At 66.1% G+C, this 23,667-nt stretch carries 24 protein-coding genes; 16 read left to right on the top strand and 8 right to left on the bottom strand.

All coding sequences use genetic code 11. The features are described from left to right. Positions 1 to 14: 14 nt before the first annotated feature. The 11 genes from QX124_RS17005 (at position 15) to QX124_RS16955 (ending at position 8,931) form a co-directional block, all read left to right on the top strand. A complete protein-coding gene (locus QX124_RS17005) occupies positions 15 to 191 on the top strand; it encodes a CoxF protein (RefSeq protein WP_315735877.1) in 177 nt (58 codons plus the stop codon). A gap of 34 nt (positions 192 to 225) precedes the next feature. Further along, on the top strand, positions 226 to 861 hold the full coding sequence (locus QX124_RS17000; RefSeq protein WP_315735879.1) for a cytochrome c oxidase assembly protein: 636 nt from the start codon (positions 226 to 228) through the stop codon (positions 859 to 861). Between the two features lie 87 nt (positions 862 to 948). Further along, the gene (locus tag QX124_RS16995; RefSeq protein WP_315757594.1) at positions 949 to 1,806 is read left to right on the top strand and encodes a cytochrome c oxidase subunit 3; all 858 of its coding nucleotides are present in this window, start codon (positions 949 to 951) and stop codon (positions 1,804 to 1,806) included. Positions 1,807 to 1,972: 166 nt separating this feature from the next. Then, the gene (locus tag QX124_RS16990) at positions 1,973 to 2,362 is read left to right on the top strand and encodes a DUF983 domain-containing protein (RefSeq protein ID WP_315735883.1); all 390 of its coding nucleotides are present in this window, start codon (positions 1,973 to 1,975) and stop codon (positions 2,360 to 2,362) included. Between the two features lie 184 nt (positions 2,363 to 2,546). Beyond that, positions 2,547 to 3,305: an SURF1 family protein gene (locus tag QX124_RS16985; RefSeq protein ID WP_315797761.1), complete on the top strand. Its 759-nt coding sequence runs from the start codon at positions 2,547 to 2,549 to the stop codon at positions 3,303 to 3,305. Positions 3,306 to 3,389: 84 nt separating this feature from the next. Next, positions 3,390 to 3,869, top strand: a complete 480-nt coding sequence (locus QX124_RS16980) for a MerR family transcriptional regulator (RefSeq protein WP_315797760.1) — start codon at positions 3,390 to 3,392, stop codon at positions 3,867 to 3,869. Then, on the top strand, positions 3,796 to 4,227 hold the full coding sequence (locus QX124_RS16975) for a carboxymuconolactone decarboxylase family protein (RefSeq protein ID WP_315797759.1): 432 nt from the start codon (positions 3,796 to 3,798) through the stop codon (positions 4,225 to 4,227). The genes QX124_RS16980 and QX124_RS16975 overlap by 74 nt, the downstream gene beginning before the upstream one ends. 537 nt (positions 4,228 to 4,764) lie before the next feature. Then, a complete protein-coding gene (thrC, locus tag QX124_RS16970; RefSeq protein WP_315797758.1) occupies positions 4,765 to 6,180 on the top strand; it encodes a threonine synthase in 1,416 nt (471 codons plus the stop codon). Further along, positions 6,180 to 7,469: a pitrilysin family protein gene (locus QX124_RS16965; protein ID WP_315735902.1), complete on the top strand. Its 1,290-nt coding sequence runs from the start codon at positions 6,180 to 6,182 to the stop codon at positions 7,467 to 7,469. Before thrC ends, QX124_RS16965 begins: the two co-directional genes overlap by 1 nt. Positions 7,470 to 7,583: 114 nt before the next feature. Next, a complete protein-coding gene (locus QX124_RS16960) occupies positions 7,584 to 8,171 on the top strand; it encodes a GNAT family protein (protein ID WP_315735904.1) in 588 nt (195 codons plus the stop codon). A 142-nt stretch (positions 8,172 to 8,313) separates the two neighbouring features. Next, the gene (locus QX124_RS16955; RefSeq protein WP_315778388.1) at positions 8,314 to 8,931 is read left to right on the top strand and encodes a hypothetical protein; all 618 of its coding nucleotides are present in this window, start codon (positions 8,314 to 8,316) and stop codon (positions 8,929 to 8,931) included. A gap of 122 nt (positions 8,932 to 9,053) precedes the next feature. Here the strand turns inward: QX124_RS16955 and QX124_RS16950 are convergent, their stop codons facing one another. From QX124_RS16950 to QX124_RS16930, 5 genes are all read right to left on the bottom strand, one after another. Beyond that, complete coding sequence (locus QX124_RS16950) at positions 9,054 to 9,545, bottom strand: ATP F0F1 synthase subunit B (protein ID WP_315797757.1); 492 nt, start codon at positions 9,543 to 9,545, stop codon at positions 9,054 to 9,056. Next, positions 9,545 to 10,120 (bottom strand): F0F1 ATP synthase subunit B', encoded by a 576-nt coding sequence (locus QX124_RS16945; protein WP_315735908.1) that lies wholly within the window; start codon positions 10,118 to 10,120, stop codon positions 9,545 to 9,547. Before QX124_RS16945 ends, QX124_RS16950 begins: the two co-directional genes overlap by 1 nt. Positions 10,121 to 10,148: 28 nt before the next feature. Continuing rightward, complete coding sequence (locus tag QX124_RS16940; RefSeq protein WP_006615622.1) at positions 10,149 to 10,376, bottom strand: F0F1 ATP synthase subunit C; 228 nt, start codon at positions 10,374 to 10,376, stop codon at positions 10,149 to 10,151. A gap of 40 nt (positions 10,377 to 10,416) precedes the next feature. Next, positions 10,417 to 11,160 (bottom strand): F0F1 ATP synthase subunit A, encoded by a 744-nt coding sequence (locus tag QX124_RS16935; RefSeq protein WP_315735910.1) that lies wholly within the window; start codon positions 11,158 to 11,160, stop codon positions 10,417 to 10,419. A gap of 73 nt (positions 11,161 to 11,233) precedes the next feature. Then, on the bottom strand, positions 11,234 to 11,611 hold the full coding sequence (locus tag QX124_RS16930; protein WP_315735912.1) for an AtpZ/AtpI family protein: 378 nt from the start codon (positions 11,609 to 11,611) through the stop codon (positions 11,234 to 11,236). Between the two features lie 286 nt (positions 11,612 to 11,897). Between QX124_RS16930 and QX124_RS16925 the strand changes: the two genes are divergently transcribed. The 3 genes from QX124_RS16925 (at position 11,898) to QX124_RS16915 (ending at position 13,682) form a co-directional block, all read left to right on the top strand. Then, complete coding sequence (locus QX124_RS16925; RefSeq protein WP_315797756.1) at positions 11,898 to 12,521, top strand: 2-hydroxychromene-2-carboxylate isomerase; 624 nt, start codon at positions 11,898 to 11,900, stop codon at positions 12,519 to 12,521. Positions 12,522 to 12,623: 102 nt separating this feature from the next. Further along, positions 12,624 to 13,190, top strand: coding sequence for a hypothetical protein (locus QX124_RS16920; protein WP_315735916.1), 567 nt, complete (start codon positions 12,624 to 12,626; stop codon positions 13,188 to 13,190). Between the two features lie 24 nt (positions 13,191 to 13,214). After that, on the top strand, positions 13,215 to 13,682 hold the full coding sequence (locus tag QX124_RS16915; protein ID WP_315797755.1) for a secondary thiamine-phosphate synthase enzyme YjbQ: 468 nt from the start codon (positions 13,215 to 13,217) through the stop codon (positions 13,680 to 13,682). Positions 13,683 to 13,790: 108 nt separating this feature from the next. On the opposite strand, the gene QX124_RS16910 is transcribed toward QX124_RS16915, so the two are convergent. After that, entirely contained in the window at positions 13,791 to 15,461 is a 1,671-nt protein-coding gene (locus tag QX124_RS16910) for an MFS transporter (RefSeq protein ID WP_315735921.1), read from the bottom strand. Between the two features lie 352 nt (positions 15,462 to 15,813). Here QX124_RS16910 and QX124_RS16905 point away from each other — a divergent pair, with 352 nt between their 5' ends. Next, positions 15,814 to 16,488 (top strand): response regulator, encoded by a 675-nt coding sequence (locus tag QX124_RS16905; RefSeq protein ID WP_008961908.1) that lies wholly within the window; start codon positions 15,814 to 15,816, stop codon positions 16,486 to 16,488. An 884-nt stretch (positions 16,489 to 17,372) separates the two neighbouring features. On the opposite strand, the gene QX124_RS16900 is transcribed toward QX124_RS16905, so the two are convergent. Further along, positions 17,373 to 18,686 carry an MFS transporter gene (locus tag QX124_RS16900; RefSeq protein WP_315797754.1) on the bottom strand — a complete coding sequence of 438 codons (1,314 nt, stop codon included), beginning with the start codon at positions 18,684 to 18,686 and terminating at the stop codon, positions 17,373 to 17,375. 206 nt (positions 18,687 to 18,892) lie between these two features. Between QX124_RS16900 and QX124_RS16895 the strand changes: the two genes are divergently transcribed. Continuing rightward, positions 18,893 to 19,828, top strand: a complete 936-nt coding sequence (locus tag QX124_RS16895) for a LysR substrate-binding domain-containing protein (protein ID WP_315784741.1) — start codon at positions 18,893 to 18,895, stop codon at positions 19,826 to 19,828. Positions 19,829 to 20,000: 172 nt separating this feature from the next. Here the strand turns inward: QX124_RS16895 and QX124_RS16890 are convergent, their stop codons facing one another. Next, positions 20,001 to 23,519, bottom strand: a complete 3,519-nt coding sequence (locus QX124_RS16890; RefSeq protein WP_315797753.1) for a PAS domain-containing hybrid sensor histidine kinase/response regulator — start codon at positions 23,517 to 23,519, stop codon at positions 20,001 to 20,003. Positions 23,520 to 23,667 lie beyond the last annotated feature (148 nt).

The raw sequence follows: 23,667 nt of genomic DNA, 5'->3' as shown, positions 1-23,667 counted from the left end.
CGAGACTGGAAAACATGGCGATCACGATGGCAGATCCGAACGAGCAAGAGGGCATCGTCCTCACCGAGGCGCAGCTGCGCAGCCGCCGTCGCCGCTCGATCGCGATTGCGCTCGCGCTCGGCGTGCTGGTGGTGCTGTTCTTCGCGGTGACCATGGTGAAGGGTCCCGCGGTGCTGAATCGGCCGATGTAGAGACGCGATGCAGGACAGGGCGAAGCAGACCGCAATGGAGACAACCGACCAGATCGTTCCGGCGACAGCGCCGGCCGCGCCGCGCCGCGGCCTCGGCCGCGATGCGCTGGTCGGCGGCATCTGTGGCGCCGTCGTGGTGCTGATGGTCGGCGCGTCCTATGCCGCCGTGCCGTTCTACAACTGGTTCTGCCGCGCCACCGGCTTCAACGGCACCACGCAGGTCGCGACCGCGGCGCCGTCGTCGGCGCCGCTGGCGCGCCGGATCGGCATCCGTTTCGATGCCAATGTCGCCGGCGGGCTGCCGTGGAAGTTCGAGCCGGAGAAGACCGAGATCGAGGTCGCGATCGGCGAGGTGGTCACGGTCTACTACAAGGTCACCAACCAGGCGGCGCGCACCACCATGGCGCAAGCGGCCTACAACGTGACGCCGCTGACGTCGGGCGCCTATTTCCAGAAGATCAACTGCTTCTGCTTCACCGAACAGACCATGGCCCCGGGCGAGACCCGTGAGATGCCTGTCGTGTTCTACGTCGATCCGGCGATCACGGCCGATCACGAGAATGACGGGCTGAAGACGATCACGCTGTCCTACACCTTCTATCCCGTTCGCGACGCCGAGCCCAAGCCGATCGCCGCGGGCGAGCCGGACAAACCGCGGGGCAACCTGTGACCGCGCGGACGTCCGATATCCGGGGACCATTGCTGTTGAACGACACCGTGCCGGCGCGACCGGCATCGATCTGGGGAGAGACCTGACATGGCTGAGGCGCACGCCAAGCATCACGACTACCATCTCGTCGACCCGAGCCCCTGGCCGTTCGTCGGCTCGGTCTCGGCCTTCATCATGGCGTTCGGCGCGATCGGCTGGATGCACAAGATGTTCGGCGCCGCGCCGGTCGTGTTCGGCATCGGCACCATCGGCGTGCTCTACACCATGGCGAGCTGGTGGGGCGACGTCATCAAGGAAGCGCAGTACAAGGGCGATCACACCCGCGTGGTGCAGCTCCATCACCGCTACGGCATGATCCTGTTCATCGCCTCCGAGGTGATGTTCTTCGTCGCCTGGTTCTGGGCCTATTTCAATGCCGCGCTGTATCCGAACTTCGAGGTGCAGGCCACCCGCGACGCCCTGTTCGGCGGCGTCTGGCCGCCAAAGGGCATCGAGACCTTCGATCCCTGGCATCTGCCGCTGCTCAATACGCTGATCCTGCTGACCTCGGGCACCACGGTGACCTGGGCACACCACGCGCTGCTCGAGGGCGACCGCAAGGGCCTGAAATACGGCCTGATCCTCACCATCCTCCTGGGCGCCACCTTCACCTGCGTGCAGGCCTATGAGTACAGCCACGCGACGTTCTCGTTCGCCGGCCACATCTACGGCTCGACCTTCTTCATGGCGACCGGCTTCCACGGCTTCCACGTCCTGGTCGGCACGATCTTCCTGATCGTCTGCCTGGCGCGCGCCTATGCCGGCCACTTCACGCCCAAGCAGCATCTCGGCTTCGAGTTCGCCGCCTGGTACTGGCACTTCGTCGACGTGGTCTGGCTGTTCCTGTTCATCTGCATCTACGTCTGGGGCCACGGCGCCGAGGCGATGGCCCACGGCGCGCACTGAAGCTGGCGCGTACCGGTTCCGCCGAACGTGCTAAGAAGGGGCGGCCGTCGGGCCGCCCTTTCTCGTTGCGGCGGCGCCCGGCGGTTGATCGAAATGTGATCCGCTCTCGTCGCCTCCGGTTGTATCACCATGAGGCGTCGCCCGGCCGCCCAGGGGGCAAGACACCATGACCACCCACCCGCCCGTCACTTTAGCCCAGACCGTCCTGCGCGGGCTCGCCTGCCGCTGCCCGCGCTGCGGCCGGGGCAAGCTGTTCGACGGCTTCCTCAACCTGCGCAAGCGTTGCGAAGCCTGCGATCTCGACTACGCCTTCATCGACACCGGCGACGGTCCGGCGATCTTCATCATGATGCTCGCTGGCGCCATCGTGGTCGGCGCCGCCCTGATCGTCGAGGTGAAGTATCAGCCGCCGTTCTGGGTCCATGCCGCGCTATGGGGACCGCTGATCCTGGTGACGACGCTGCTGCCGCTGCGCGCGATGAAGTCGCTGCTGATCGCCCTGCAATTCCACCACAAGGCCGCGCCCGGCCGTTTGGTGGACAAAACGCCGCGATGAGGGACTTAACGGATCGCCGCCGGCGCGGTGCGCTCCCTCCCCCCTTGTGGGGTGGGGAGGGGGGTAGCTCCGGCGGCAGTCTTTGTGGGGCTACCCTCACCCCCAACCCCTCCCCGCAAGGGGGAGGGGAGCGCACCGTCTGCGTCGGCAGAGCGCGCAGCCTGTCGTTGGCGGCCCTGCAACGATGACCTCGACCCGCCCCAACACCTCATCTCGCGCCTTTGCCGCCTTCACCCTCGTCATGGTCGCACTGTTCATCGGCCTCGGCGTCTGGCAGTTGCAGCGCCGGGCAGCGAAGCATGCGCTGATCGCCGCGCTCACCGATCGCGTCGCCGCTGCGCCCGAGCCGCTGCCGCCACAGACGGAATGGCGCACGCTGACGCCGGAGCGCGACGAATTTCGCCGCGTCAGCTTCACCGCCACCTACACCAGACTGCCGGACGCGATGGTCTACAGCGCCGGCTCGGCCGTGCGCGAGGACGTCTCCGGGCCGGGCACCTGGGCGTTCCTCCCCGCGCGCCTGCCGTCTGGCGAGACCGTCGTGATCGACGCCGGCTTCGTCGCCAACACGATGCAGGAACGCAGCGTCCAGGATCGCCAGGTGGGCAAGCTCGTCACCGGCGTCCCCGTGACCCTGACCGGCTATCTGCGTTTCCCGGAAGCCGCCGGCCTGCTCACCGCGGCGGAAAATCACGACAAGCGCCTGTGGTTCACCAGGGATCATCAGGCCATGGCCAACGCCCTCGGCTGGGGTGAGGTCGCGCCGTTCTACATCGATCTGGAATCGCCAGTGCCCGACAATGGCATTCCCAAGCCCGGCCCGCTGTCGCCGCATCTGCGCGACGAGCACATGCAATACGCGATCACCTGGTTCTCTCTGGCCGCCGCGTTGATCGTCTCGTTCGCGGTGTGGGCGCGCGGCCGGCGCGCAGCGAACCGATGAGCCCGTAGCCCGCGAAACGGCGCTTGACTTAGAGCGCGCTCGAACCCGTAGCCTGCCGGGCGTCGTGAATGGAGATGAGCGCGCATGAAGATCGGCGAGCTGGCGAGGCAGTCGGGGCTCACGCCCCATACCATCCGCTACTATGAGCGGATCGGGCTGCTGCCCAGGGCCGATCGCGATCATGCCCGCCAGCGGGACTACGACGCATCGATCCTGACCTGGATCGAATTCCTCGGCCGTCTCAAGGCCACGGGAATGCCGATCCGGGACATGCTGCGCTATGCCGAGCTGCGCGCGGGCGGCGCTGCCACGGAGCCGGGCCGACGCCGGCTCCTGGAGCGCCATCGCGACGCAGTCCGGGCGCGCGTCGCCAGCTTGCAGGATTGTCTTCTCGTTCTCGACGCCAAGATCGCCGGCTATGCCGGCGCGAACGAGAGGACGAACGATGATGACGCAATCAACGCCCAGCCAATCCACGACGACGAGCCCGATGCCGGGCGGCACGCAATCGGGCGCCAACAACGATCAGGATCGGCTGGCGCGCGGCCGGCGCGCGCTCGATAGCATTGACGGCGAGGCCGGCCACAATGTGATCGCGGCGCTCGCCGACATCGCGCCGGATTTCGCGACCTACGTGATCGAGTTTCCGTTCGGCGACATCTATTCGCGGCCCGGCCTCGATCTGCGCAGCCGCGAGATCGCCACCATCGCGGCCCTGACCGCGCTCGGCAATGCCAGCCCGCAGCTGAAAGTTCATATCCATGCGGGCCTCAATGTCGGCCTCAGCCGCGACGAGATCACCGAGGTGATCATGCAGATGGCGGTCTATGCCGGCTTTCCCGCCGCGCTCAACGGCCTGTTCGCGGCCAAGGCGGTGTTCGCCGAGGCCGATGCGAAGGGCGCGGAGGCCGCACAGCTCTGAGCGGCCGCCGGGTCACTCGTAGCCCGCATGAGCAAAGCGACATGCGGGGCCGGTGCTGATCCCGCATGTCGCTTGCGCTCATGCGGGCTACGGTTGCGGGCTACGGCTTGGCCTCGATCGACCGCACGCTCCCCGAGACCTTCACCGGCGCGGCGGCCGATCCGTCGAGATCGACCTGCAGGCAGCAGGGCACGCCCATGTCCTCGCCCTGGCGGATCACGATCGGCCCCTCGGCCGCCCAGGCGAGCTCGCGCAGATAGCCGGCAGACGACGATCGTCAACATTTCTACCGAACGCATTGAACCGCGCGATGACGGCGGAGCGGGAGGCTGGTTCAGAGCGCCACCATGCGCTGCGCTCCCGCGCCGGCGTCCGTAACGCCGCCGTAACCCGGAGCCGCGACCATTGCTGTGCCAACAACCGGTTTCGCGCACGGGCCAAAACCATTATGGTGCCGGACCATGTTGCCGCCAGGCGGTTCCGATTTCGAATTCAATCAACGGGTTATGGCCTGGTGACGCAGGTCAGGAGAGCGGTTTGACGCGCTATGTTTCGACCCGCGGGGAAGCCCCCGCGCTCACCTTCTGCGATGTGATGCTGACCGGGCTCGCCCGCGACGGCGGCCTGTACGTGCCCGAGACCTGGCCGCAGCTGACGCCCGAGACGATCGCTTCGTTCTTCGGCCGGCCCTATTGGGAGGTCGCGGTCGAGGTCATCAAGCCGTTCGTCGCCGGCGAGATTTCCGACGAAGAACTCGGCCGCATGGCCAACGAGGCCTATGCGACCTTCCGCCACCCCGCCGTGGTGCCGCTCGACCAGAGCGCAGCGCACCAGTTCGTGCTGGAGCTGTTCCACGGCCCGACGCTGGCGTTCAAGGACGTGGCGATGCAGCTGATCTCGCGGCTGATGGACCACGTGCTGGCCAAGCGTGGCGAGCGCACGACCATTGTCGTGGCGACATCAGGCGATACCGGTGGCGCGGCGGTCGAGGCTTTCGCCGGCCGCGACTATGCCGATCTGATCGTGCTGTTCCCGCATGGCCGCATCTCCGAGGTGCAGCGGCGGATGATGACGACGTCGGGTGCGGCCAACGTGCATGCGCTGGCGATCGAAGGTCATTTCGACGACTGCCAGGCGATCGTGAAGGGCCTGTTCAACCATCACGGCTTCCGCGATTCGGTCAGGCTGTCGGGCGTCAACTCGATCAACTGGGCGCGCGTCGTCGCCCAGGTGGTCTACTACTTCACCTCGGCGGTCGCGATCGGCGCGCCCCACCGCGCCGTCGACTTCACCGTGCCCACCGGCAATTTCGGCGACGTCTTCGCCGGCTATGTCGCCAAGCGCATGGGCCTGCCGGTGCGCACGTTGCGCGTCGCGACCAACGTCAACGACATCCTCGCCCGGACGCTGACGACCGGCATCTACGAGGTGCGCGAGGTGCATGCGACGGCTTCGCCCTCGATGGACATCCAGGTGTCATCGAATTTCGAGCGGCTGCTGTTCGAAGCCGGCGGCCGCGATGCCGGCACCGTGCGGCGGCTGATGGACAGCCTCAAGCAGTCCGGCCGCTTCGTGCTGCCCGATGCCATGCTGGCGGCGATCCGCGCCGATTTCGATGCCGGCCGCGCCGACGAAACCGAGACCGCGGCGGCGATCCGTGCCGCCTTCCGCGAGGCCGGCGATCTCGTCGATCCGCACACCGCCGTGGCGCTGGCCGTAGCCGATCGCGACGGCACGGATCTGTCGGTGCCGAATATCGTTCTGTCGACCGCCCATCCCGCCAAATTCCCCGATGCGGTCGAGGCCGCCTGCGGGATGCGGCCGCACCTGCCGGTGTGGCTCGAAGGGCTGATGAGCAAGCGCGAGGACATCAGGATCATGCGGAACGACCAGGCCGAGGTGGAGAAGTTCATCCGCTCGGTCAGCCGGGCCGCCAAGCAGGGAATTGCATGATGGGTGTGGAAGTCACCAAGCTGCCGACGGGGTTGACGGTCGTCACCGACACGATGCCGCATCTGGAGACGGCGGCGCTCGGGGTCTGGGCCGGCGTCGGCGGTCGCGACGAGAAGCCGGACGAGCACGGCATCTCGCACCTCCTCGAGCACATGGCGTTCAAGGGCACGACGACGCGCAGCGCCCGCGAGATCGTCGAGACGGTCGAGGCGGTCGGCGGCGATCTCAATGCCGGCACCTCGACCGAGACCACGGCCTATTACGCCCGCGTGCTGAAGGCGGACGTGCCGATGGCGCTCGATGTGCTCTCGGACATTCTGGCCAATCCGTCGTTCGTGCCGGAGGAGCTGGAGCGCGAGAAGAACGTGATCGTGCAGGAGATCGGCGCGGCACAGGACACGCCCGATGACGTCGTGTTCGAGCATCTCAACGAGCTGTGCTTTCCGGACCAGCCGATGGGCCGCTCGCTGCTCGGCACCGCCAAGACGCTGGAGGCGTTCGATCGCGACAAGCTGCACGGCTATCTGTCGACGCATTATCGCGGACCCGACATGGTGGTCGCCGCGGCCGGCGCCGTCGATCATCAGCGGGTGGTCGAGGATGTGACGAAGCGATTTGCCAGCTTCAATGGCGGCCCGGCGCCAAAGCCGCTGCCGGCGACATTCGGCAAGGGCGGCTCACGCGTCGTGCACCGCGATCTCGAGCAGGCGCATCTGACGCTCGCGCTCGAGGGCGTGCCGCAGGCCGATCCGTCGCTGTTCTCGCTGCAGGTGTTCACCAACATCCTGGGCGGCGGCATGTCGTCCCGGCTGTTCCAGGAGGTGCGCGAGAACCGGGGGCTCTGCTACTCCGTCTATACGTTCCACGCGCCCTATAGCGACACCGGCTTCTTCGGCCTCTACACCGGGACAGATCCGGCTGACGCGCCCGAGATGATGGAGGTCGTGGTCGACATCATCGGTAATGCGGTGGAGACCTTGAGCGAGGCCGAGGTCGCCCGCGCCAAGGCGCAGATGAAGGCCGGTCTGCTGATGGCGCTGGAGAGCTGCAGTGCCCGAGCCGAGCAATTGGCGCGGCATATCCTGGCCTATGGACGGCCGCAGACCTTGCAGGAGATGGTCGCCAAGATCGAGGCGGTCAGCGTCGAGAGCACGCGCGATGCGGCGCGGGCGCTGCTCGCACGCAGCAAGCCGGCCGTCGTCGCGCTCGGCACCGGCAGGGGTCTGGACACAGCGGTGACTTTCGCCGAAGGTCTGACCGGTTCGAGATCGAAGGCCCAACTGCACTGAACGTGGTGCGGCTCGGTGCGGTCTTCGCATTGAATTCCGCCAGGACTCGGCGCCGGAGATCTGGGGTGGGTCGGAGCAGGCTTCGACCCGGAAAGAGCAGGGGGAGCATCACAGATGGCCCTGTTTCGCTTGCCATCCAACGGACCGGCTGCGCTGGCTCCGCGCGGCCAGGGCCTGCTGCTGCGCGCGCCGCAGATGGCCGATTACGCGCAATGGGCGCGGCTGCGCGAGATCAGCCGCGACTATCTCACGCCCTGGGAGCCGATCTGGCCGTCCGACGACCTGACGCGCTCCGGCTTCCGCCGCCGGCTGCGCCGCTATGCCGAGGACATCTCGGCCGACCGCTCCTATCCGTTCATCCTCTTCCGCGAGCAGGATGGCGCCATGCTCGGCGGCATCACGCTCGCCAATGTCCGCCGCGGCATCGTTCAGGCCGGCACCATCGGCTACTGGATGGGGCAGCCGTTCGCGCATCATGGCTACATGACGGCGGCGCTGCGGCTACTGCTGCCGACCTTGTTCGGCGAGCTCAATCTGCACCGGGTCGAGGCGGCCTGCATCCCGACCAATACGCCGTCGATTCGCGTGCTGGAGAAATGCGGCTTCACCCGCGAGGGCCTGGCGCGTCGCTACCTGTGCATCAACGGGGTCTGGCAGGACCATTACCTCTATGGCCTGTTGCACGAGGATTTCCGAGGGTAGCAATCGTGATCGGGATGGCCGCGGGAGAGGCCGATCGGGGCTGGTTCCGGCCTCTGAATTGGGTATAGACGCCTGGGCTGGGCGACCGAGTTGCCGGGGATATCAGACGATGCGAGAGACGAGCGTGATCAGGGTTGGGACGTTGGCAGCCGTGCTGCTGGCCTTGGGAGCCGCGGGCGCGGCGCCGCCGGCGGCCGCCCAATCGCTGACCGACCGCTTCAAGAGCCTGTTCGGCGGCGGCTCCGACAACAAGGGACAGGAGAACTTGCCCGCCGGCGGCGGACCGCCGGCCGATCCGACCGAGGGCCTGACCTGTCCGCCGGTCAGCATTCGCGCCGGCGCCTCGACCTACGCCGTGGCCGCGCCCGGCAAGCAGGCGGTCGGCAATGACGTCCGGTTCCAGGCGTCGATCACGAAGACCGCGCGCGAATGCAATCTCAACGGGGCCGAAATCATCGCCAAGATCGGCATCCAGGGGCGCATCGTTGCCGGACCGGCGGGCGCGCCAGCGAGCGTCGACATTCCCATGCGCATCGCCGTGGTCCAGGGCGGCATCGGCGAGAAGGTGATCGCGACCAAGTCGTATCGCACCACGGTGCAGATGACCGAGGACGGCAGCGTGCCGTTCACGATCGTCGCCGAGGACATGGTCTATCCGGTCCCGCCGCCCGGCGCCAATGCCGACAATTACGTCTTCTACATCGGCTTCGACCCGCAGGCCCTGACCCCGGAGCGGCCGCACGGCAAGAAGCGGAGGTGAGGCGAGTGAACGACGGCGAGGCCGCGCTCGGCAGGTCCGGGGCCGATGGCCTTCAACGCAAAAGGCCGGCGCGATGAAATCGCCCCGGCCTTTTGAAGATTCTGGATCAGATGGACTGCCGCTCAGTTCAGCTTGCGGCCGACTTCCGCGATGCCTTTGGCCACGAGGTCTTCGCCAAGAGCGCCCTTGACCGACTGCGACAGCACGGTCGCGGCGGCCTGGACGGCGGCATCCGCCGCAGCGGACCTGACGTCGGCGAGAGCCTGGGCCTCGGCGAGGGCGATCTTGCTCTCGGCGGCCTTGGTGCGACGGGCGACGAAGTCTTCCATCTTGACCTTGGCCTCCGCCGCGATGCGCTCGGCTTCCGCTTTGGCGCTGGTGATGATCTCCTCGGCCTCGCGTTCGGCACTGGCGCGGCGGGTCTTGTAATCGGCGAGCACCTTGGCCGCCTCTTCCTTGAGCCGCTTGGCCTCCGCCAGCTCGTTCCTGATGCGCTCGGAGCGATTGTCGAGCGCCTTCAGGACCGTGCGGTGGACACCGAGATAGGCGAACAGGCCCATCAGGATCACGAAGGCAATCGCAACCCAGGTTTCCGGATCAGCAAGCAAATGCATCAGGCTGTTCCCTTCAACGATGCATCGACCGCAGCCTCGACCGTCTTGGCCGCAGGGGCCTTGCCGGTGAGCTGCTTCACGATCGCGCTGGCTGCGTCTGCGGCGATGCCGCGGACATTGCTCATTGCGGTCGTGCGGGTGGTGGCGATGGACTTCTCAGCCGCCGCGAGCTTGGATGCGAGGCTGTCTTCCAGCGCCTTGCGCTCGGCGTCCGAAGAAGCCGCGAGCTTCTCGCGGGTCTCGGCTCCGATCGCCTGGGCACGGGCACGAGCCGTCGCCAGCTCGCTTTCATACGCCTTCATCGCGGCTTCGGATTCATCCTTCAGCCGCTGCGCTTCAGCCAGATCGCCGTCGATCGACTTCTGGCGGGCGTCGATGACGGCCCCGACCTTCGGCAGCGCCACACGCGAGACGATCACGTACAGCGCCACGAAGGCGATCACCAGGGAGACGATCTGGGAGGGAAAGGTTTCCTTCTGGAAGGGAGGGAAACCATGCCCGCCATCGGCCTCCGTATGGGCGCTTGCGGTGCCCTTGGCCTCGCCGCCCTTGGCCTCGCCATGACTTTCAGCCACGGGCTTCTCCTGTCCGGCTCAGGCCGTCTTAGACGGCGTACAGCAGGAGCAGCGCGATCAGCAGCGAGAAGATGCCGAGCGCTTCGGTGACCGCGAAGCCGAAAATCAGGTTGCCGAACTGGCCCTGGGCAGCCGACGGATTGCGCAGAGCGGCCGACAGATAGTTGCCGAAGATGATGCCGATGCCGGCACCCGCGCCACCCATGCCGATGCAGGCAATGCCCGCGCCAATGTACTTCGCTGCAACCGGATCCATGAAACGAACTCCTTTGAGAGGGTTGGTAGAGTGGGCCGGATCAGTGGCCCGGATGGATAGCATCGTTGAGATAGATGCAGGTGAGGATCGTGAAGACGTAGGCCTGGAGGAACGCGACCATCAGCTCGAGGCCGGTCAGCGCGACCGTCAGGCCGAGCGGCAACAGCGCGCCGACCTTGCCGACAAAGCCGAGCGCGCCGAGCATGGTCACGAAGCTCGCGAACACCTTCAGCGTGACGTGGCCGGCCAGCATGTTGGCGAACAGACGGACGCTGTGCGAGATCGGGCGGGAGAAGAAGGAGATGATTTCGATCACGACCACCAGCGGCAGGATCACCGCGGGGATGCCGGACGGCACGAACAGCTTAAAGAACTTCAGGCCGTTCTTGTAGAAGCCGTAGATGATGACCGTCAGGAACACCAAGAGCGCCAGCGAGAAGGTGACGATGATGTGGCTGGAGACGGTGAAGGTGTAGGGGATGATGCCGACGATGTTCGAGACGAAGATGAACATGAACAGCGAGAACACCAGCGGGAAGAACGTCATGCCGTGCGAGCCGGCGCTGGTTCTGATGGTGTTGGCGACGAATTCGTAGGACAGCTCGACCACCGACTGGAACCGGCCCGGCACGAGCGCGCGCCCGGCGGCCATCATCATGACGGCGATCAGCACGACCGCGAGCAGCATGTACGCGGACGAGTTGGTGAAGGTGATCTCCTGATTGCCGATGTGGCCGATCGTGAAGATCTTGTTGAGATGGAATTGGTGGATCGGATCGATCATCCGCGTGGCGTCTCAGTTGTTCACCGGCCACGCCGGCGCTTTGCAATTCACTCGACGATCTTCCGCGCTGATCTCACTGGCGGGGCCTGTCGGGAGCTATGCCTGCGGATCTCACCACGTTCAACACGCCGGCGGCAAAGCCGAGCAGAAAAAACACGATGAATCCGAAGGGCGATGTCGACAGCAAGCGGTCGAAGCCCCAGCCAAGCAACGCGCCGACGAGGACACCGGCGATCAACTCGGACGACAGTCGCAGGCCACGCGCCATGGCCGAAGCCCGGGCTGCAGTGTCACCGCTGCCGTTTCCAGGTTGATCAGCCCCGATCTTTCGGCCGTCGCGAATTTCGGACAACCGTTGGTCGAGACTTCCGAGCCTTGCGGAAAGCGCAACCTCATCGGGCGACTTGTCGCGATCCTTGTGTCCGCTGCTCTCGTTCGTGTCATCCGCCATGTGCCATCCGCCACGTGTGGAGACCCGACCCGGTGCCGCGAGTTTCAGGAATTAGCGCCCCATCGCCCTTTAAAGCCGCGCGGACCATACTGACCGCATCCCCCCAAGTCAAGATTGCGTGTTGAACTGTTAGATGCCTGAATTTACACGTTTTCTCGGCTTTTTCGTCAGATCGGTCGCGCGTGTCACCGCGCCGCATCAACAGTGTTGTGTGCGGCTGCGATCTTGCACCCGTCAGGACCCTCTGATCAGCTCTCGCTGAGCTCCAACCAACACGGGAACCCGCATGGCGCGCCAGATCGACTACTATTTCTCGCTGCAGTCGCCATGGGCCTATATCGGCCACCGCCTGTTCCGCGACATCGCCGCGAGCCACGGGGCGACCGTCAACCTCAAGCCGGTCATGCTGGTGGATCTGTTCGCCGAGACCGGCGGGCTTCCGCTGGCCAGGCGCCATCCGGCGCGGCAGCGCTATCGCATCGTCGAGCTGAAGCGGTGGCGCGACAAGCGCGGTCTTGATTTCCACGTCCAGCCGAACAACTGGCCCTTCAACGCCCGGCTCGCCGACGGCGTCGTCGTCGCGGCGCAGCAGGCCGGCCTCGATCCGGAGCCCTATCTGCAGCGCGCCTTCCCGGCGATCTGGGAGCAGCAGCTCAATCTTGCGGATGCCGAGGTGATCGCCGGCTTGGCCGATGCAGCCGGACTGCCGGGCCGCGATCTCGTGACGCAGGCGGCGACGGACATGGTCGGGGCCGCCTACGAGCAGAACCGGCAGGACGCGATCGCGGCCGACGTGTTCGGCTCGCCGGCCTATGTGCTGGACGGCGAGATCTTCTGGGGGCAGGACCGGCTCGAGCTGCTGGCGGACGCGTTGAAATCCGGTCGCTCCGCCTATACGTCCGAAACATAGGTGCGGCCTGTGGCAGGGGATCGCACCTGGGGCAACGTCATGGCCGCGACACAATGTCGGCGTGCATGGCGGCGGTTGCGAATGCGCCTGGGAGAGCCAGCCATGAGTCTCACGAAGCCCTACCGGCCGCCCCTCCTCGCGCTGTTGGCGTTGAGCTGCCTCGGCGGAGAGGCGTTTGCGGTCGAGGACACCGCGCCTGACGGCGACAAGGGACGCTACACGATGTCGACGACATCGGATGGCGTGATCCGGCTCGATACGAGGACCGGTGCGGTCTCGATGTGCAACAACAGCGGTGGGTCGGGCTTCGCCTGTTACGCGGTGCCCGATGAGCGCGCCGCGCTGGATGCCGAGATCGGCCGTCTGCAGGCGGAGAATGAAAAGCTCAAGGGCCAGCTCGCGTCGCGCGACCAGAGCATCTCCGGCAAGATCGATGAGCCGCTGCCGAAAGATCAGGCGCTGCCCAAATCCGATCAGTTGAAGAAAGCCGAACCCAAGACGGGGGACAAGCCCGGTGAATCGAAATCCTCCGATGCAACGCGCAAGCTCGAGATCCCGCTGCCCAGCGACCAGGACATGGATCGCATGATGGGGTTCCTCGAACAGGCTTGGCGCCGGCTGCTCGACATGGCGACGCGGGTGCAGAAGGACGTCTCGGGCAGGATCTAAGACCGCTTCGAGGAGGCTGAACGCATGCCAGCCAGATCGATGTCGCGCAGCGCGCCCTCGGCGAGCGTCATCAATACGATCGTAACCTCGACTCTGACCGTACAGACTTCGGGCCGCGGCTTCACCGATCTCACGCGCGAGGTCGAGGCGTTCCTGCGTGAAGTATCCGCCAGGGAAGGCGCGGTGACCCTGTTCATTCGCCACACCTCGGCGTCGCTGACGATCCAGGAGAATGCCGATCCCACCGTGCTGCACGATCTCGCCACGGCGCTGGCGCGGCTGGCGCCGGAGAATGCCGGTTGGGTGCACGACACCGAGGGGCCCGACGACATGCCGGCGCACGTCAAGACCATGTTGAGCGCTGTCTCGCAGCAGGTGCCGGTGCAGGACGGCCGCATGATGCTCGGCACATGGCAGGCGCTCTATCTGATCGAGCATCGCGCGCGTCCGCATCGGCGCGAGGTGGTGCTGCAGTTCATCGGCGCGGCCTGAGGCCATAAAAGAGAAAATCCCTGGCGCAAAAAGCGGAACGGCCGCGGAGTGATCCGCGGCCGTTCGTCGTTGGAAGCAGATGTGAGCGGGGTGCCGCTCGCCTCGTGATCAATCGGCCTGGATGTCGACGTCCTTGGTCTCCGGCAGGAAGATGAAGCCGACGACCGCGGTGATCACGGCGAACGTGATCGGGTACCACAGGCCGGCATAGATATCGCCGGTCGAGGCCACGATTGCGAAGGCGGTGGCGGGCAGCAGGCCGCCGAACCAGCCGTTGCCGATGTGGTAGGGCAGCGACATCGAGGTGTAGCGGATCTTGGTCGGGAACAGCTCGACCAGCATCGCTGCGATCGGGCCGTAGACCATGGTGACGAAGATCACCAGAATCAGCAGCAGGCCGATGATCGCCGCGACCTGCGGACGGAAGATGTCGAACGGATGCGCCATCTTCACGATCGTCGGGTTGCCGGCCTTCGGATAGCCGGCCTCGCCGATCGCCGCCGTCAGCGCCGGGTTGCTGGTCTTGGCGTCGGTGTAGGGCACTTCCTTGCCGTTGAAGGTAACCTTCACGCCGGAGCCGGCCGGACCGTACACGGTCGAGTACTTGACCGAGGACTGGGCCAGGAAGGCGCGGGCGGTGTCGCAAGGCGCGGTGAAGACGCGGGTGCCGACCGGGTTGAACAGGTCGCCGCAGCCGGCGGGATCGGCCACCACTTCCACCTTCGTCGCCTCGATCGCCTTCTCCAGCGCCGGGTTGGCGTTGGTGGTGATCATCTTGAAGATCGGGAAGAAGGTCAGCGCCGCGATGAGGCAGCCGCCCATGATGATCGGCTTGCGGCCGATCTTGTCGGACAGCATGCCGAACACGACGAAGAAGCCGGTGCCGAGCAGCAGCGACCAGGCGATCAGCAGGTTGGCGGTGTAGCCGTCGACCTTCAGGATCGATTGCAGGAAGAACAGCGCGTAGAACTGGCCGGTATACCAGACCACGCCCTGGCCCATGGTGGCGCCGATCAGGGCCAGCAGCACGATCTTGGCGTTGCCCCAGTTCGCGAACGCTTCCGTCAGCGGCGCCTTCGAGCTCTTGCCCTCGTCCTTCATCTTCTGGAACACGGGTGACTCGTTGAGGCGCAGACGGATCCAGACGGAGACGCCGAGCAGCAGCACGGACACCAGGAACGGAACGCGCCAGCCCCATTTGGCGAAGTCGGCCTCGCCGATGATGGTGCGGGTGAACAGGATCACCAGCAGCGACAGGAACAGGCCCATCGTCGCCGTGGTCTGGATGAAGGAGGTGTAGTAGCCGCGCTTGCCCATCGGCGCATGCTCGGCGACGTAGGTGGCCGCACCGCCATACTCACCGCCGAGCGCGAGGCCCTGCAGCAGGCGCAGACCGATCAGGATCACCGGTGCGGCGAAGCCGATGGTCTCGGCGTTCGGCAGGATGCCGACGATGAAGGTCGACAGACCCATGATCAGGATCGTGACCAGGAAGGTGTATTTGCGGCCGACGATATCGCCGATGCGGCCGAACACGATGGCGCCGAACGGGCGGACCAGGAAGCCGGCGGCGAAGGCCAGCAGCGCGAAGATGTCGCGGGTGGCCGGCGGGTAGGCGCTGAAGAACTGCGCGCCGATGATCGAGGCCAGCGATCCGTAGAGATAGAAGTCGTACCACTCGAACACGGTGCCGAGAGAGGAAGCCAGAATGACGAAGCGTTCGTCCTTCGTCATGCCTCCCGATCTCGCTTGTGTGGCTACCATTGTCGACATCGGCATTCGCTCCCCATGATTGTTGTGATGATGGCTTTCGCCTCCGCATGCCGGACTTGGACGGCGCAGGTCGCGGAGACCTTGGCCTTCAGTAACATTGCAGTGAAACCCGCCCCAATACGACTTTCGGCTCTGCCCTCTGCGGCGCGCGGGAAAGATGGGGACATTGCGGCGGATCAAGTTCGGTGAGCGGCCGTCGCGTTACCGATGTTGCGTTGCACAAGGTTCGGATTAACCGCCTTCCCTGCAAGTGGAATTGGACGCTTGCATGCAACCGGTGGCCGGGCGAGTATTTCCGGAAAACCGGGCGCGTGCAGTTGCAGCATGTCGTCGGTCTCGCAAGGTCAAGTCTGGATTCATGGCGGCTGCCAGCACCCATCTCGTCATTGCCGATGATCACCCGCTGTTCCGCAACGCTTTGCGGCAGGCGGTCGCGAGCGTGCTCGCGGAGGCCGTGGTCGACGAGGCCGGTTCGTTCGAGGACCTCACCGCACTGCTGGAAAAGGATTCCGAGGTCGATCTCGTACTTCTCGACCTCACCATGCCCGGCATCTCCGGCTTCTCGGGCCTGATCTATCTGCGCGCGCAATATCCGGCGATCCCGGTGGTCATCGTGTCGGCGAGCGACGACGGCGCGACGATCCGCCGCTCGCTCGATTTCGGCGCGTCCGGCTTCATCCCGAAACGGTTCGGCGTCGATACGCTGCGTGATGCCATCAAGAAGGTGATGGACGGCGACGTCTGGGTGCCGCCCGACACCGACCTCGCCGCCGGGGCCGATCCGGAGATGACGAAGCTGCGCGACCGGCTGGTCACCTTGACCCCGCAACAGGTGCGTGTGCTGATGATGCTGTCGCAGGGCCTCCTCAACAAGCAGATCGCCTACGAGCTCGGCGTCTCCGAGGCGACCATCAAGGCGCATGTCTCGGCCATTCTGCAGAAGCTCGGTGTCGAGAGCCGGACCCAGGCCGTGATCGCCGCCGCGAAGATCGCGGGCAGCGCCTGGCGGCAGGATACGCCGACGGGGAAGTAGGCGACGGAAAAATCTGGATGAGCCGTCATTCCGGGATGGTCCGAAGGACCAGGCCCGGGATCTCGAGATTCCGGGCTCGGCTCTGCGAGCCGCCCCGGAATGACGATACCCCGCAGCTGTCTGCCGGAGGCGCGATTGGCCGGCGCTTGATGCCGCCTTGCAGCGTATGTGGACAGCGTCCATTCCGCACGCCTTCTGCTTCACTCGCGACACACCTTACACGGCCTCGCGGCGCACAGCGCGTCCGAGCTTTGCCAATCATCGGCCCTCTTGAAGATAGAGGGCGCAGGGAAGGCCGGGCGCTGGCCGCGCCCGTGGCCCGCCTGCAGAAAAAAAGCAGGCGGCAGTCACCACAGGTCTGGCCGAAACACCCGGCCTTCCCTGCGCGATGGCTTTAACGGCTGCTCCGCGCTCTCCTCGGGGACCGGCTTTCTTGCCCCCGTCATCCGCAACACCGTCGTCACGGATTTGGCATCAGCAACGGGATGCCAGGACCACACGGCTTGACCGTGCGCGCCGGTTCGTTCGTCGGCATGCCAAAGCACGCTGCGACCCGACGCGCCCACCGCATCCCGCGCCCCACGTTCGTGACGATCGCGAAGCGCCCCTCATGGCGGGCACGGGATGGCGCGACTCGTAGCATGATTTCTGGAAAAAAGAAACAAGATTTTGGGCCAGCGAGAGCAGGGGATTCTGATCCAGTTGACGTGACAAGACGAAATCAAACTCCGTCGCAAGTTGCATCGGACGTGCGAGTGCCGGTGCAGCATGCTCAAATCCGGAGACGTCGTCGCCGGTCCAGTCACACTCCACTCATTCGGCGGAGACAGATGGTGCACATGCTCCTCCGGGCAATGCGTGCATCGGCAACCAAGGGAGATTTTTCAGGGTCGATTGAGCAGAACGAATGCCACAGCGGTGAGACCAAGCATGCACGCCGCCACCGCGGCGAAGGCCGTCGCGTAGGCGTGCGGGTCGTCGCGCTGCAGCAGGGCGCCGATCAGCGCGATCCCGAACGCGAAGCCGATCTGTCGCATCGTCACGCAGATGGCCGATGCCGTCGCGGCACGATCAGGTGGTACGGCCGAAACGGCCGCAGCCGTGATCTGCGCGTTGAACAACGCGCAACCGCTGCCGCCGATCAGCAACGCGCCGATGACGGCCCAGATGGTCAGCGTCGCGCGGAGGTCGTAGGTCGCGAGCGCGAGCAGGAGATCGGCTCCGCCCACGATCGCGAGCCCACCTGCGAAGTACCAGCGCGCCGGCAGCGTCGCGGCCAGCTTGGCCCCAATGGACGGAAGCAGCACCATGGGCACCGTCAAGGTTGTCAGCAGAACGCCGGTGGCCGCCGGGCTGAGTGCCATGGGCCCACGCGCCATTTGCGGCAAGTGGACGAGAAGGGCCCAGAATCCGATCGAGCCAGCGATGGGGACCAGGCACATCGCCACGAATCGTGGCGAGCCGAACAGCGCAAAATCGAACGCGGGCGCAGCGTGCCGCCGCTCGATGCGGACGAAGAGCGCGAAGGCGGCGATACAGCCGCCGAGCACGGGAGGCGTTGCAATGAGGCCCGATCCTTCAGGGCCATGATCAGCCAGCATCAGGAACGCGAGCAACCCGACGCCCAGCGCAAGTGCCGCGGGCCCGGCCCAGTCTAGTGGCGCAGATGTCCTTGAAGGGCAATGGTTGCTGGCGGTTCGACCCGTCAGCAGCACCAGCGCGACGCAGATGGGGATGTTGATCCAGAACACCCACGGCCATCCCAGCGTCGCCGCAATGAGCGCGCCGAGCGGTGGCCCGGCCACCATCGACGCGCCGATGACGGTCCCCGATATGCCGAAGGCCCAAGCCCGGCGAGAGCCAGGGTAGGCGGCGGCGACGAGGGCCGACGCAGATGCCGTCAGCGCAGCGCCGGCAATCCCCTGAAACACGCGCCAGGCCAAGAGACCGAACAGGGTGGTCGCGGTCGCGCATAGCGCCGACGCGAGGGCGAAGAGAATGGCGCCGGTCATGAACACGCGCCATCGCCCATACCGATCGGCGACCGGGCCTGCCAGCGGAAGCGCAAAGATCAACGCCAGACTGTAGACGTCGATCACCCAGGCTTGCTGCGCAACGTCAGCGGACAGGTTGGATGCAATGTCCGGCAACGCCGCCGAGAGCGCGGTGAGATCGAATTGAAACAAGAAGCCGCTCATGCATGCGGCGATCAGCGTCGACAGGGCGCTGCCAGTGGGCTGCGAAGCTGCGGTCGTGCTGTGACTTGGATGATAAGATGCGGGTGTACGCTTCGTCGAAGGTGCGTTTGGCATGCGGCTTTCATGCCTCACCACCTCCTGCCAACGCGAATGATCGTTCCTCAAAGCGGCATGAATCGATATCATGCTCCTGGAGAACGAGCCCGATGACCCGACGCCTGCCGCCCTTCCGCCCGCTGATTGCGTTCGATGCGGTCGCTCGCCATCGCTCCTTTACGCGCGCCGCCGACGAACTGGGCGTGACACAGAGTGCGATCAGTCATCAGGTCCGCCGTCTGGAAGAGTTTTTCGGCGTGCAACTCTTAAGGCGACTGAATCCCGGGATCGAACTGAGCGAGGACGGCGCGAGATTGCAGGGCGAGCTTGCAGGCCTGCTGGATGGGATCGCGGGCCTCGGGACCAGTCTGCGTCGTCGACCTGGCCGGCAGACGCTGCGCTTGGGGGCCGGCTCGTCGTTGGCCGCGTGGTGGCTGGTTCGCCGGCTGAGAGCCTTTCGCGCGCTCCATCCGGACATCGAGATCGATTTCGTGCCCGTCGAGTCCGAGGCTGATGGCGAGCCGCCGCTGGACGTGCGGATCTTGTGGACCACACTCACCGAGTCCCGCGCCACGTCGGTGCAAGCACCACTGTTTCGCGAGCGTGTCTTTCCGGTCTGTGCGCCGTCGTTGCTGCCGCAGGCGAGGCCGCTGTCGGACCCCGCGGCGCTGCTCGACCTTCCATTGATCCAGAAGCGGCATACCCCGGGTGAGTGGAGTTGGTCCTACTGGTTCCAGAAGCTCGAGATCAAGCGCGCCGAGCCGCGCGGTCTCGTGTTGGGAGACATGGGTCTTTGTCTAACGGCCGCCGTGGAAGGAGCCGGCGTTGCCATTGGACGCTCCCTGCTCGTCGCCGATGCGATCAGCGACGGGCGTCTCGTTCCTGCACTTGCAGCCGCTCCGGACGTGCTCTCGACTAAGGTTCACATTGCACGTTGGAGCCCGGAACTCATTGGAGATCGCAACACGAAGGTTCTGGTCGGCTGGCTCGCTGACGCCGCCGAGGAGACGAGCCTCGGGGTGTTCGCCGATCGAAATCTCACCTAATCGGGCTGCGTCCGAAGCCCTGCACGAGTCGGCAGCTCTCTGATGAGGTCGCCAACCTCCTGCTGCGCCAACCGCAATTCTTACATCTTCTGCAGGTTGATCCAAAAGTCCGCCGCCAGCTGGTCGCGCAGAAACTCCGAGCAGCTGCCACGCGCGACCATGGTCCCGCACGCTACTCCGCCGCCACCATCTGCTGGATCCGCCACTGGCCGAGCAGCGCCCGCAGCGACGCCGGCTTCAGCGGCTTGTTGAGCACGGCGATGTTGTCGTCGCGGGCGGCGGCGCGGACGTGGGGGCTGCGGTCGGCGGTGATCAGGATCGCGGGCAGCGCATCATTGAAGCGGCGGCGGATGTCGCGGATGGCGGCGATGCCGTTGCCGCGGTCGAGGTGATAGTCGACGAGCAGGCCGGTGACGGCGCCGTCGCGTGCCGCGATCGCCTCCACCGCGGACTCCGGATCGGGGACGGCGATCACCTCGGCGTCCCACGCCGTCAGCAGGGTCTTCATGCCGTCGAGGATCGCGGGATCGTTCTCGATGCAGACGATCAGGGCGCCCGCGATCGGCGTCGTTGCCAGCGGGGTCGCGGTGGTGACGGCGGCGGTGTGGTTGATCGCCTTGGCGATCGGCACCGTCACTGAGAACACCGAGCCGCGGCCGGGCCGCGAGTCCAGCGCAATGCCGTGATTGAGCACACGCGCGATGCGCTCGACGATCGACAGCCCCAAGCCGAGGCCGCGCGCGATCCGCGCGCCCTGCTCGAGGCGGTGGAATTCCTTGAAGATCTCGCCACGCTTGACCGGGGGGATGCCGACGCCGGTGTCGTAGACGCCGATCTGCAGCGACTGCCCGTGGCGGCGGCAGCCGACCAGCACGCGGCCCTTGGGCGTGTACTTGATGGCGTTGGAGATGAAGTTCTGCAGCAGCCGGCGCAGCAGCAGGCGGTCGGATTCGACCGGCAGCGACGACGGCACGAACACCAGCTCCAGACCCTTGGCGCGCGCGGCCGGCGCGAACTCGATCTCCAGCGAGCGCATCAGGTCGGCCATCTTGAAGCTCGAGATCGAGGGCGTCATCGCGCCGGCGTCGAGCCGGGAGATGTCCAGCAACGCGCCGAGAATCTCCTCGATCGCCTCGAGCGAGTCGTCGATGTTCTCGACCAGGCGCGAATCCTCGCCCGCCGTCTGCCGCTCGACCAGGCTCGTCACGTAGAGCCGCGCCGCGTTCAGCGGCTGCAGAATGTCGTGGCTGGCGGCGGCGAGGAAGCGCGTCTTGGAGATGTTGGCGTCCTCGGCGGCGCTCTTGGCCAGCGCGAGCTCCGAGTTCAGCCTTGTCAGCTCCTCGGTGCGGTCGCGCACGCGCTTCTCCAAGGTCGCATTGGCGCGCTCCAGCGCTTCGGCGGCCTCGAAGGAGGGCGTCACGTCGGTAAAGGTGATGACGAGGCCGCCATCCGGCATGCGGTTGGTGCGGACCTCGATCACCATGTGGCGATCGGCGAGGCGTTCCAGATAAGGCTCGCCCTCGGTGGTGTAGGCTGCGAGTCGGCGCGCCAGCAGCGCCTCGCTGTCCTCATAGGTCGGCGCGCCGATCGTGCCCATGAATTCGAGGATTTCCTTCAACGGGCTGCCGATCTGCACCAGATCCGGCGGCAGCCCGAGCAGGTCGACGAACTGGCCGTTGGAGCAGATCAGTTGCAGGTCGGCGTCGAACACCGCGATGCCCTGGCGCACGTGGTTGAGCGCGGTCTGCAGGATCTCGCGGTTGAAATGCAGCGCGGCATGGGAATCGTCGAGTAGCTTGAGCGCGGCCTTGGCCGACACCGTGCGCTTGCGCAACAGCAGCGACATCACGAGGCGCGACGACGCCGCGCCAATCGAGGAGGCGATCAGGTGCTCGGCATGGCGCAGCAGCTCGAAATCGGCCGGCGCGGCCGGATCGAGCGGGAGGTTGCGCTGGGCGGCAAACGCCTCGAACGAGGCGCGGGCGCGGTCGGGACCGAGATATTGGCCGACCGTGCTCTGGATGTCCTGCACCGTCACGGTCGAGCGCCAGCGCCGGAAGCTCGGCGCACTCGGCGTCAGCTCGGCCGGTACGAAGATGTCGGCCTGCAAGAGCTCGATCGACGACGGCTGCCGCGCCAGCGACAGCACGATGTAGGTCAAGAGATTGAGCGACAGGCTCCACAGCACGCCATGCAGCAGCGGCGGCAGATCGGTGCCGAGCAGCGCCTGCGGCCTGAGTGCCTCCAGCCCGAACGGGCCGTGCTGGAGAAACAGGATGCCCGCGGTCGAGGTGTCCAGGAAGCTCGGGATGAAGAGCGTGTAGAGCCAGACGGCGAAGCCGACCAGCATGCCGCCCATGGCGCCGCGCGCGGTCGCGCGCCGCCAGAACAGACCGCCGAAGAAGCTCGGCGCGAGCTGGGCGATGGCGGCGAACGACAGCAGACCGATCGCGGCGAGCTGGGTGTTGCCGAGCGCGCGGTAGTAGAAATAGGCCATCACCATGATGGCGAAGATCGCGATGCGGCGGGTGCCGAGCAGGAAGCCCGCGAAGTCGCGGCCGATCTCGCGCTGCTCCTGACGCTGCAGCACCAGCGGCACGACGATGTCGTTGCACACCATGATCGACAGCGCCACGCATTCGACGATCACCATCGCGGTCGCCGCCGACAATCCGCCGACGAAGACGAGGATCGACAGCCATTGCGAATTGGCCTCGATCGGCAACGCCAGCACATACATGTCGCTGTCGACGGCGCCGAACGGGAAGGTGACGAGGCCGGCGAGCGCGATCGGAATCACGAACAGATTGATCGCGACGAGATAGAGCGGGAACAGCCAGCGCGCGCGCGACACCTCGGCGTCGTCGGCGTTCTCGACCACGCTGACATGGAACTGGCGCGGCAGCAGCATCGCGGCGCAGAACGACAGCAGGGTCATGGTGAGGAAATTGCCGATGCCCGGCACATATTCCAGCGCGCGCTCGGCCTCCGGCGATTTCATCGCGCGCTCGATCAGCTCGACCGGCGAGAACATCCAGAAGGTGACGAAGGCGCCGGCGGCGATGAAGGCGACGAGCTTGATGATCGACTCGGTCGCGACCGCCAGCATCAGGCCATGCTGATGCTCGGTGGCGTCGGTCTGTCGCGTGCCGAACAGCACCGCGAAGACGGCCATCGCGAGCGTGACCATCAGCGCCATGTCGCCGACGATCGGGATGTGGGCGAAGGCGCGGTCGTCGATCAGGATGGTCTGCAGCGAGGAGGCGACGGCCTTGAGCTGCAGCGCGATATAGGGCACCGAGCCGATGATCGCGATCAGCGCCACCGTTGCTGCGACCGCCTGGCTCTTGCCGTAGCGGGCGCCGATCAGGTCGGCCACGGACGTGATGTTCTGCGACTTGGCGAGCTGGATCACCCGGCGCAGCAGCGGCGTGCAGGCGCCGACCATCAGGATCGGCCCGAGATAGATCGCGAGGAAGTCGACGCTGGTGCGCGAGGCGAAGCCGACCGAGCCGAAGAAGGTCCAGGAGGTGCAGTAGATCGCCAGCGACAGCGGGTAGATCAGCCCAGCCAGCCGGCCACGGCTTTCCGCCGGCCGCCGCTCTCCGGCCCGGTTGCCGCGGCTGGCGACCAGGAACAGGAAGCCGATGTAGCCGAACGCGGCTGCGATCACGCCCCAGTCATGCAGCATGGCCTTCGCGAACTCCTCGATCGCTGCGCCCCGTGAATTGGCTGCGAACTTAGCGCTTTGCGAGAGGCGGGGCGATAGGGATGTGGCGGAGGACGTAGGGAACGAGGAGGCGTCGTTAAGGGCGGCGCGATGTATCGCTTCGACGGCG

Origin of the sequence: Bradyrhizobium sp. SZCCHNRI3043, from assembly GCF_032377735.1 — a bacterium.
Classification (GTDB): domain Bacteria; phylum Pseudomonadota; class Alphaproteobacteria; order Rhizobiales; family Xanthobacteraceae; genus Bradyrhizobium.
This window is presented reverse-complemented; position numbering and strand designations above follow the sequence as displayed.

Coding starts and splice junctions, on each gene's coding strand:
- QX124_RS17005 (WP_315735877.1), top strand. CDS start 15: ATGGCGATCACGATGGCAGATCCGAACGAGCAAGAGGGCATCGTCCTC.
- QX124_RS17000 (WP_315735879.1), top strand. CDS start 226: ATGGAGACAACCGACCAGATCGTTCCGGCGACAGCGCCGGCCGCGCCG.
- QX124_RS16995 (WP_315757594.1), top strand. CDS start 949: ATGGCTGAGGCGCACGCCAAGCATCACGACTACCATCTCGTCGACCCG.
- QX124_RS16990 (WP_315735883.1), top strand. CDS start 1,973: ATGACCACCCACCCGCCCGTCACTTTAGCCCAGACCGTCCTGCGCGGG.
- QX124_RS16985 (WP_315797761.1), top strand. CDS start 2,547: ATGACCTCGACCCGCCCCAACACCTCATCTCGCGCCTTTGCCGCCTTC.
- QX124_RS16980 (WP_315797760.1), top strand. CDS start 3,390: ATGAAGATCGGCGAGCTGGCGAGGCAGTCGGGGCTCACGCCCCATACC.
- QX124_RS16975 (WP_315797759.1), top strand. CDS start 3,796: ATGCCGGGCGGCACGCAATCGGGCGCCAACAACGATCAGGATCGGCTG.
- QX124_RS16965 (WP_315735902.1), top strand. CDS start 6,180: ATGGGTGTGGAAGTCACCAAGCTGCCGACGGGGTTGACGGTCGTCACC.
- QX124_RS16960 (WP_315735904.1), top strand. CDS start 7,584: ATGGCCCTGTTTCGCTTGCCATCCAACGGACCGGCTGCGCTGGCTCCG.
- QX124_RS16950 (WP_315797757.1), bottom strand. CDS start 9,545: ATGCATTTGCTTGCTGATCCGGAAACCTGGGTTGCGATTGCCTTCGTG.
- QX124_RS16940 (WP_006615622.1), bottom strand. CDS start 10,376: ATGGATCCGGTTGCAGCGAAGTACATTGGCGCGGGCATTGCCTGCATC.
- QX124_RS16935 (WP_315735910.1), bottom strand. CDS start 11,160: ATGATCGATCCGATCCACCAATTCCATCTCAACAAGATCTTCACGATC.
- QX124_RS16930 (WP_315735912.1), bottom strand. CDS start 11,611: ATGGCGGATGACACGAACGAGAGCAGCGGACACAAGGATCGCGACAAG.
- QX124_RS16925 (WP_315797756.1), top strand. CDS start 11,898: ATGGCGCGCCAGATCGACTACTATTTCTCGCTGCAGTCGCCATGGGCC.
- QX124_RS16920 (WP_315735916.1), top strand. CDS start 12,624: ATGAGTCTCACGAAGCCCTACCGGCCGCCCCTCCTCGCGCTGTTGGCG.
- QX124_RS16915 (WP_315797755.1), top strand. CDS start 13,215: ATGCCAGCCAGATCGATGTCGCGCAGCGCGCCCTCGGCGAGCGTCATC.
- QX124_RS16910 (WP_315735921.1), bottom strand. CDS start 15,461: ATGCCGATGTCGACAATGGTAGCCACACAAGCGAGATCGGGAGGCATG.
- QX124_RS16905 (WP_008961908.1), top strand. CDS start 15,814: ATGGCGGCTGCCAGCACCCATCTCGTCATTGCCGATGATCACCCGCTG.
- QX124_RS16900 (WP_315797754.1), bottom strand. CDS start 18,686: ATGAGCGGCTTCTTGTTTCAATTCGATCTCACCGCGCTCTCGGCGGCG.
- QX124_RS16895 (WP_315784741.1), top strand. CDS start 18,893: ATGACCCGACGCCTGCCGCCCTTCCGCCCGCTGATTGCGTTCGATGCG.
- QX124_RS16890 (WP_315797753.1), bottom strand. CDS start 23,519: ATGCTGCATGACTGGGGCGTGATCGCAGCCGCGTTCGGCTACATCGGC.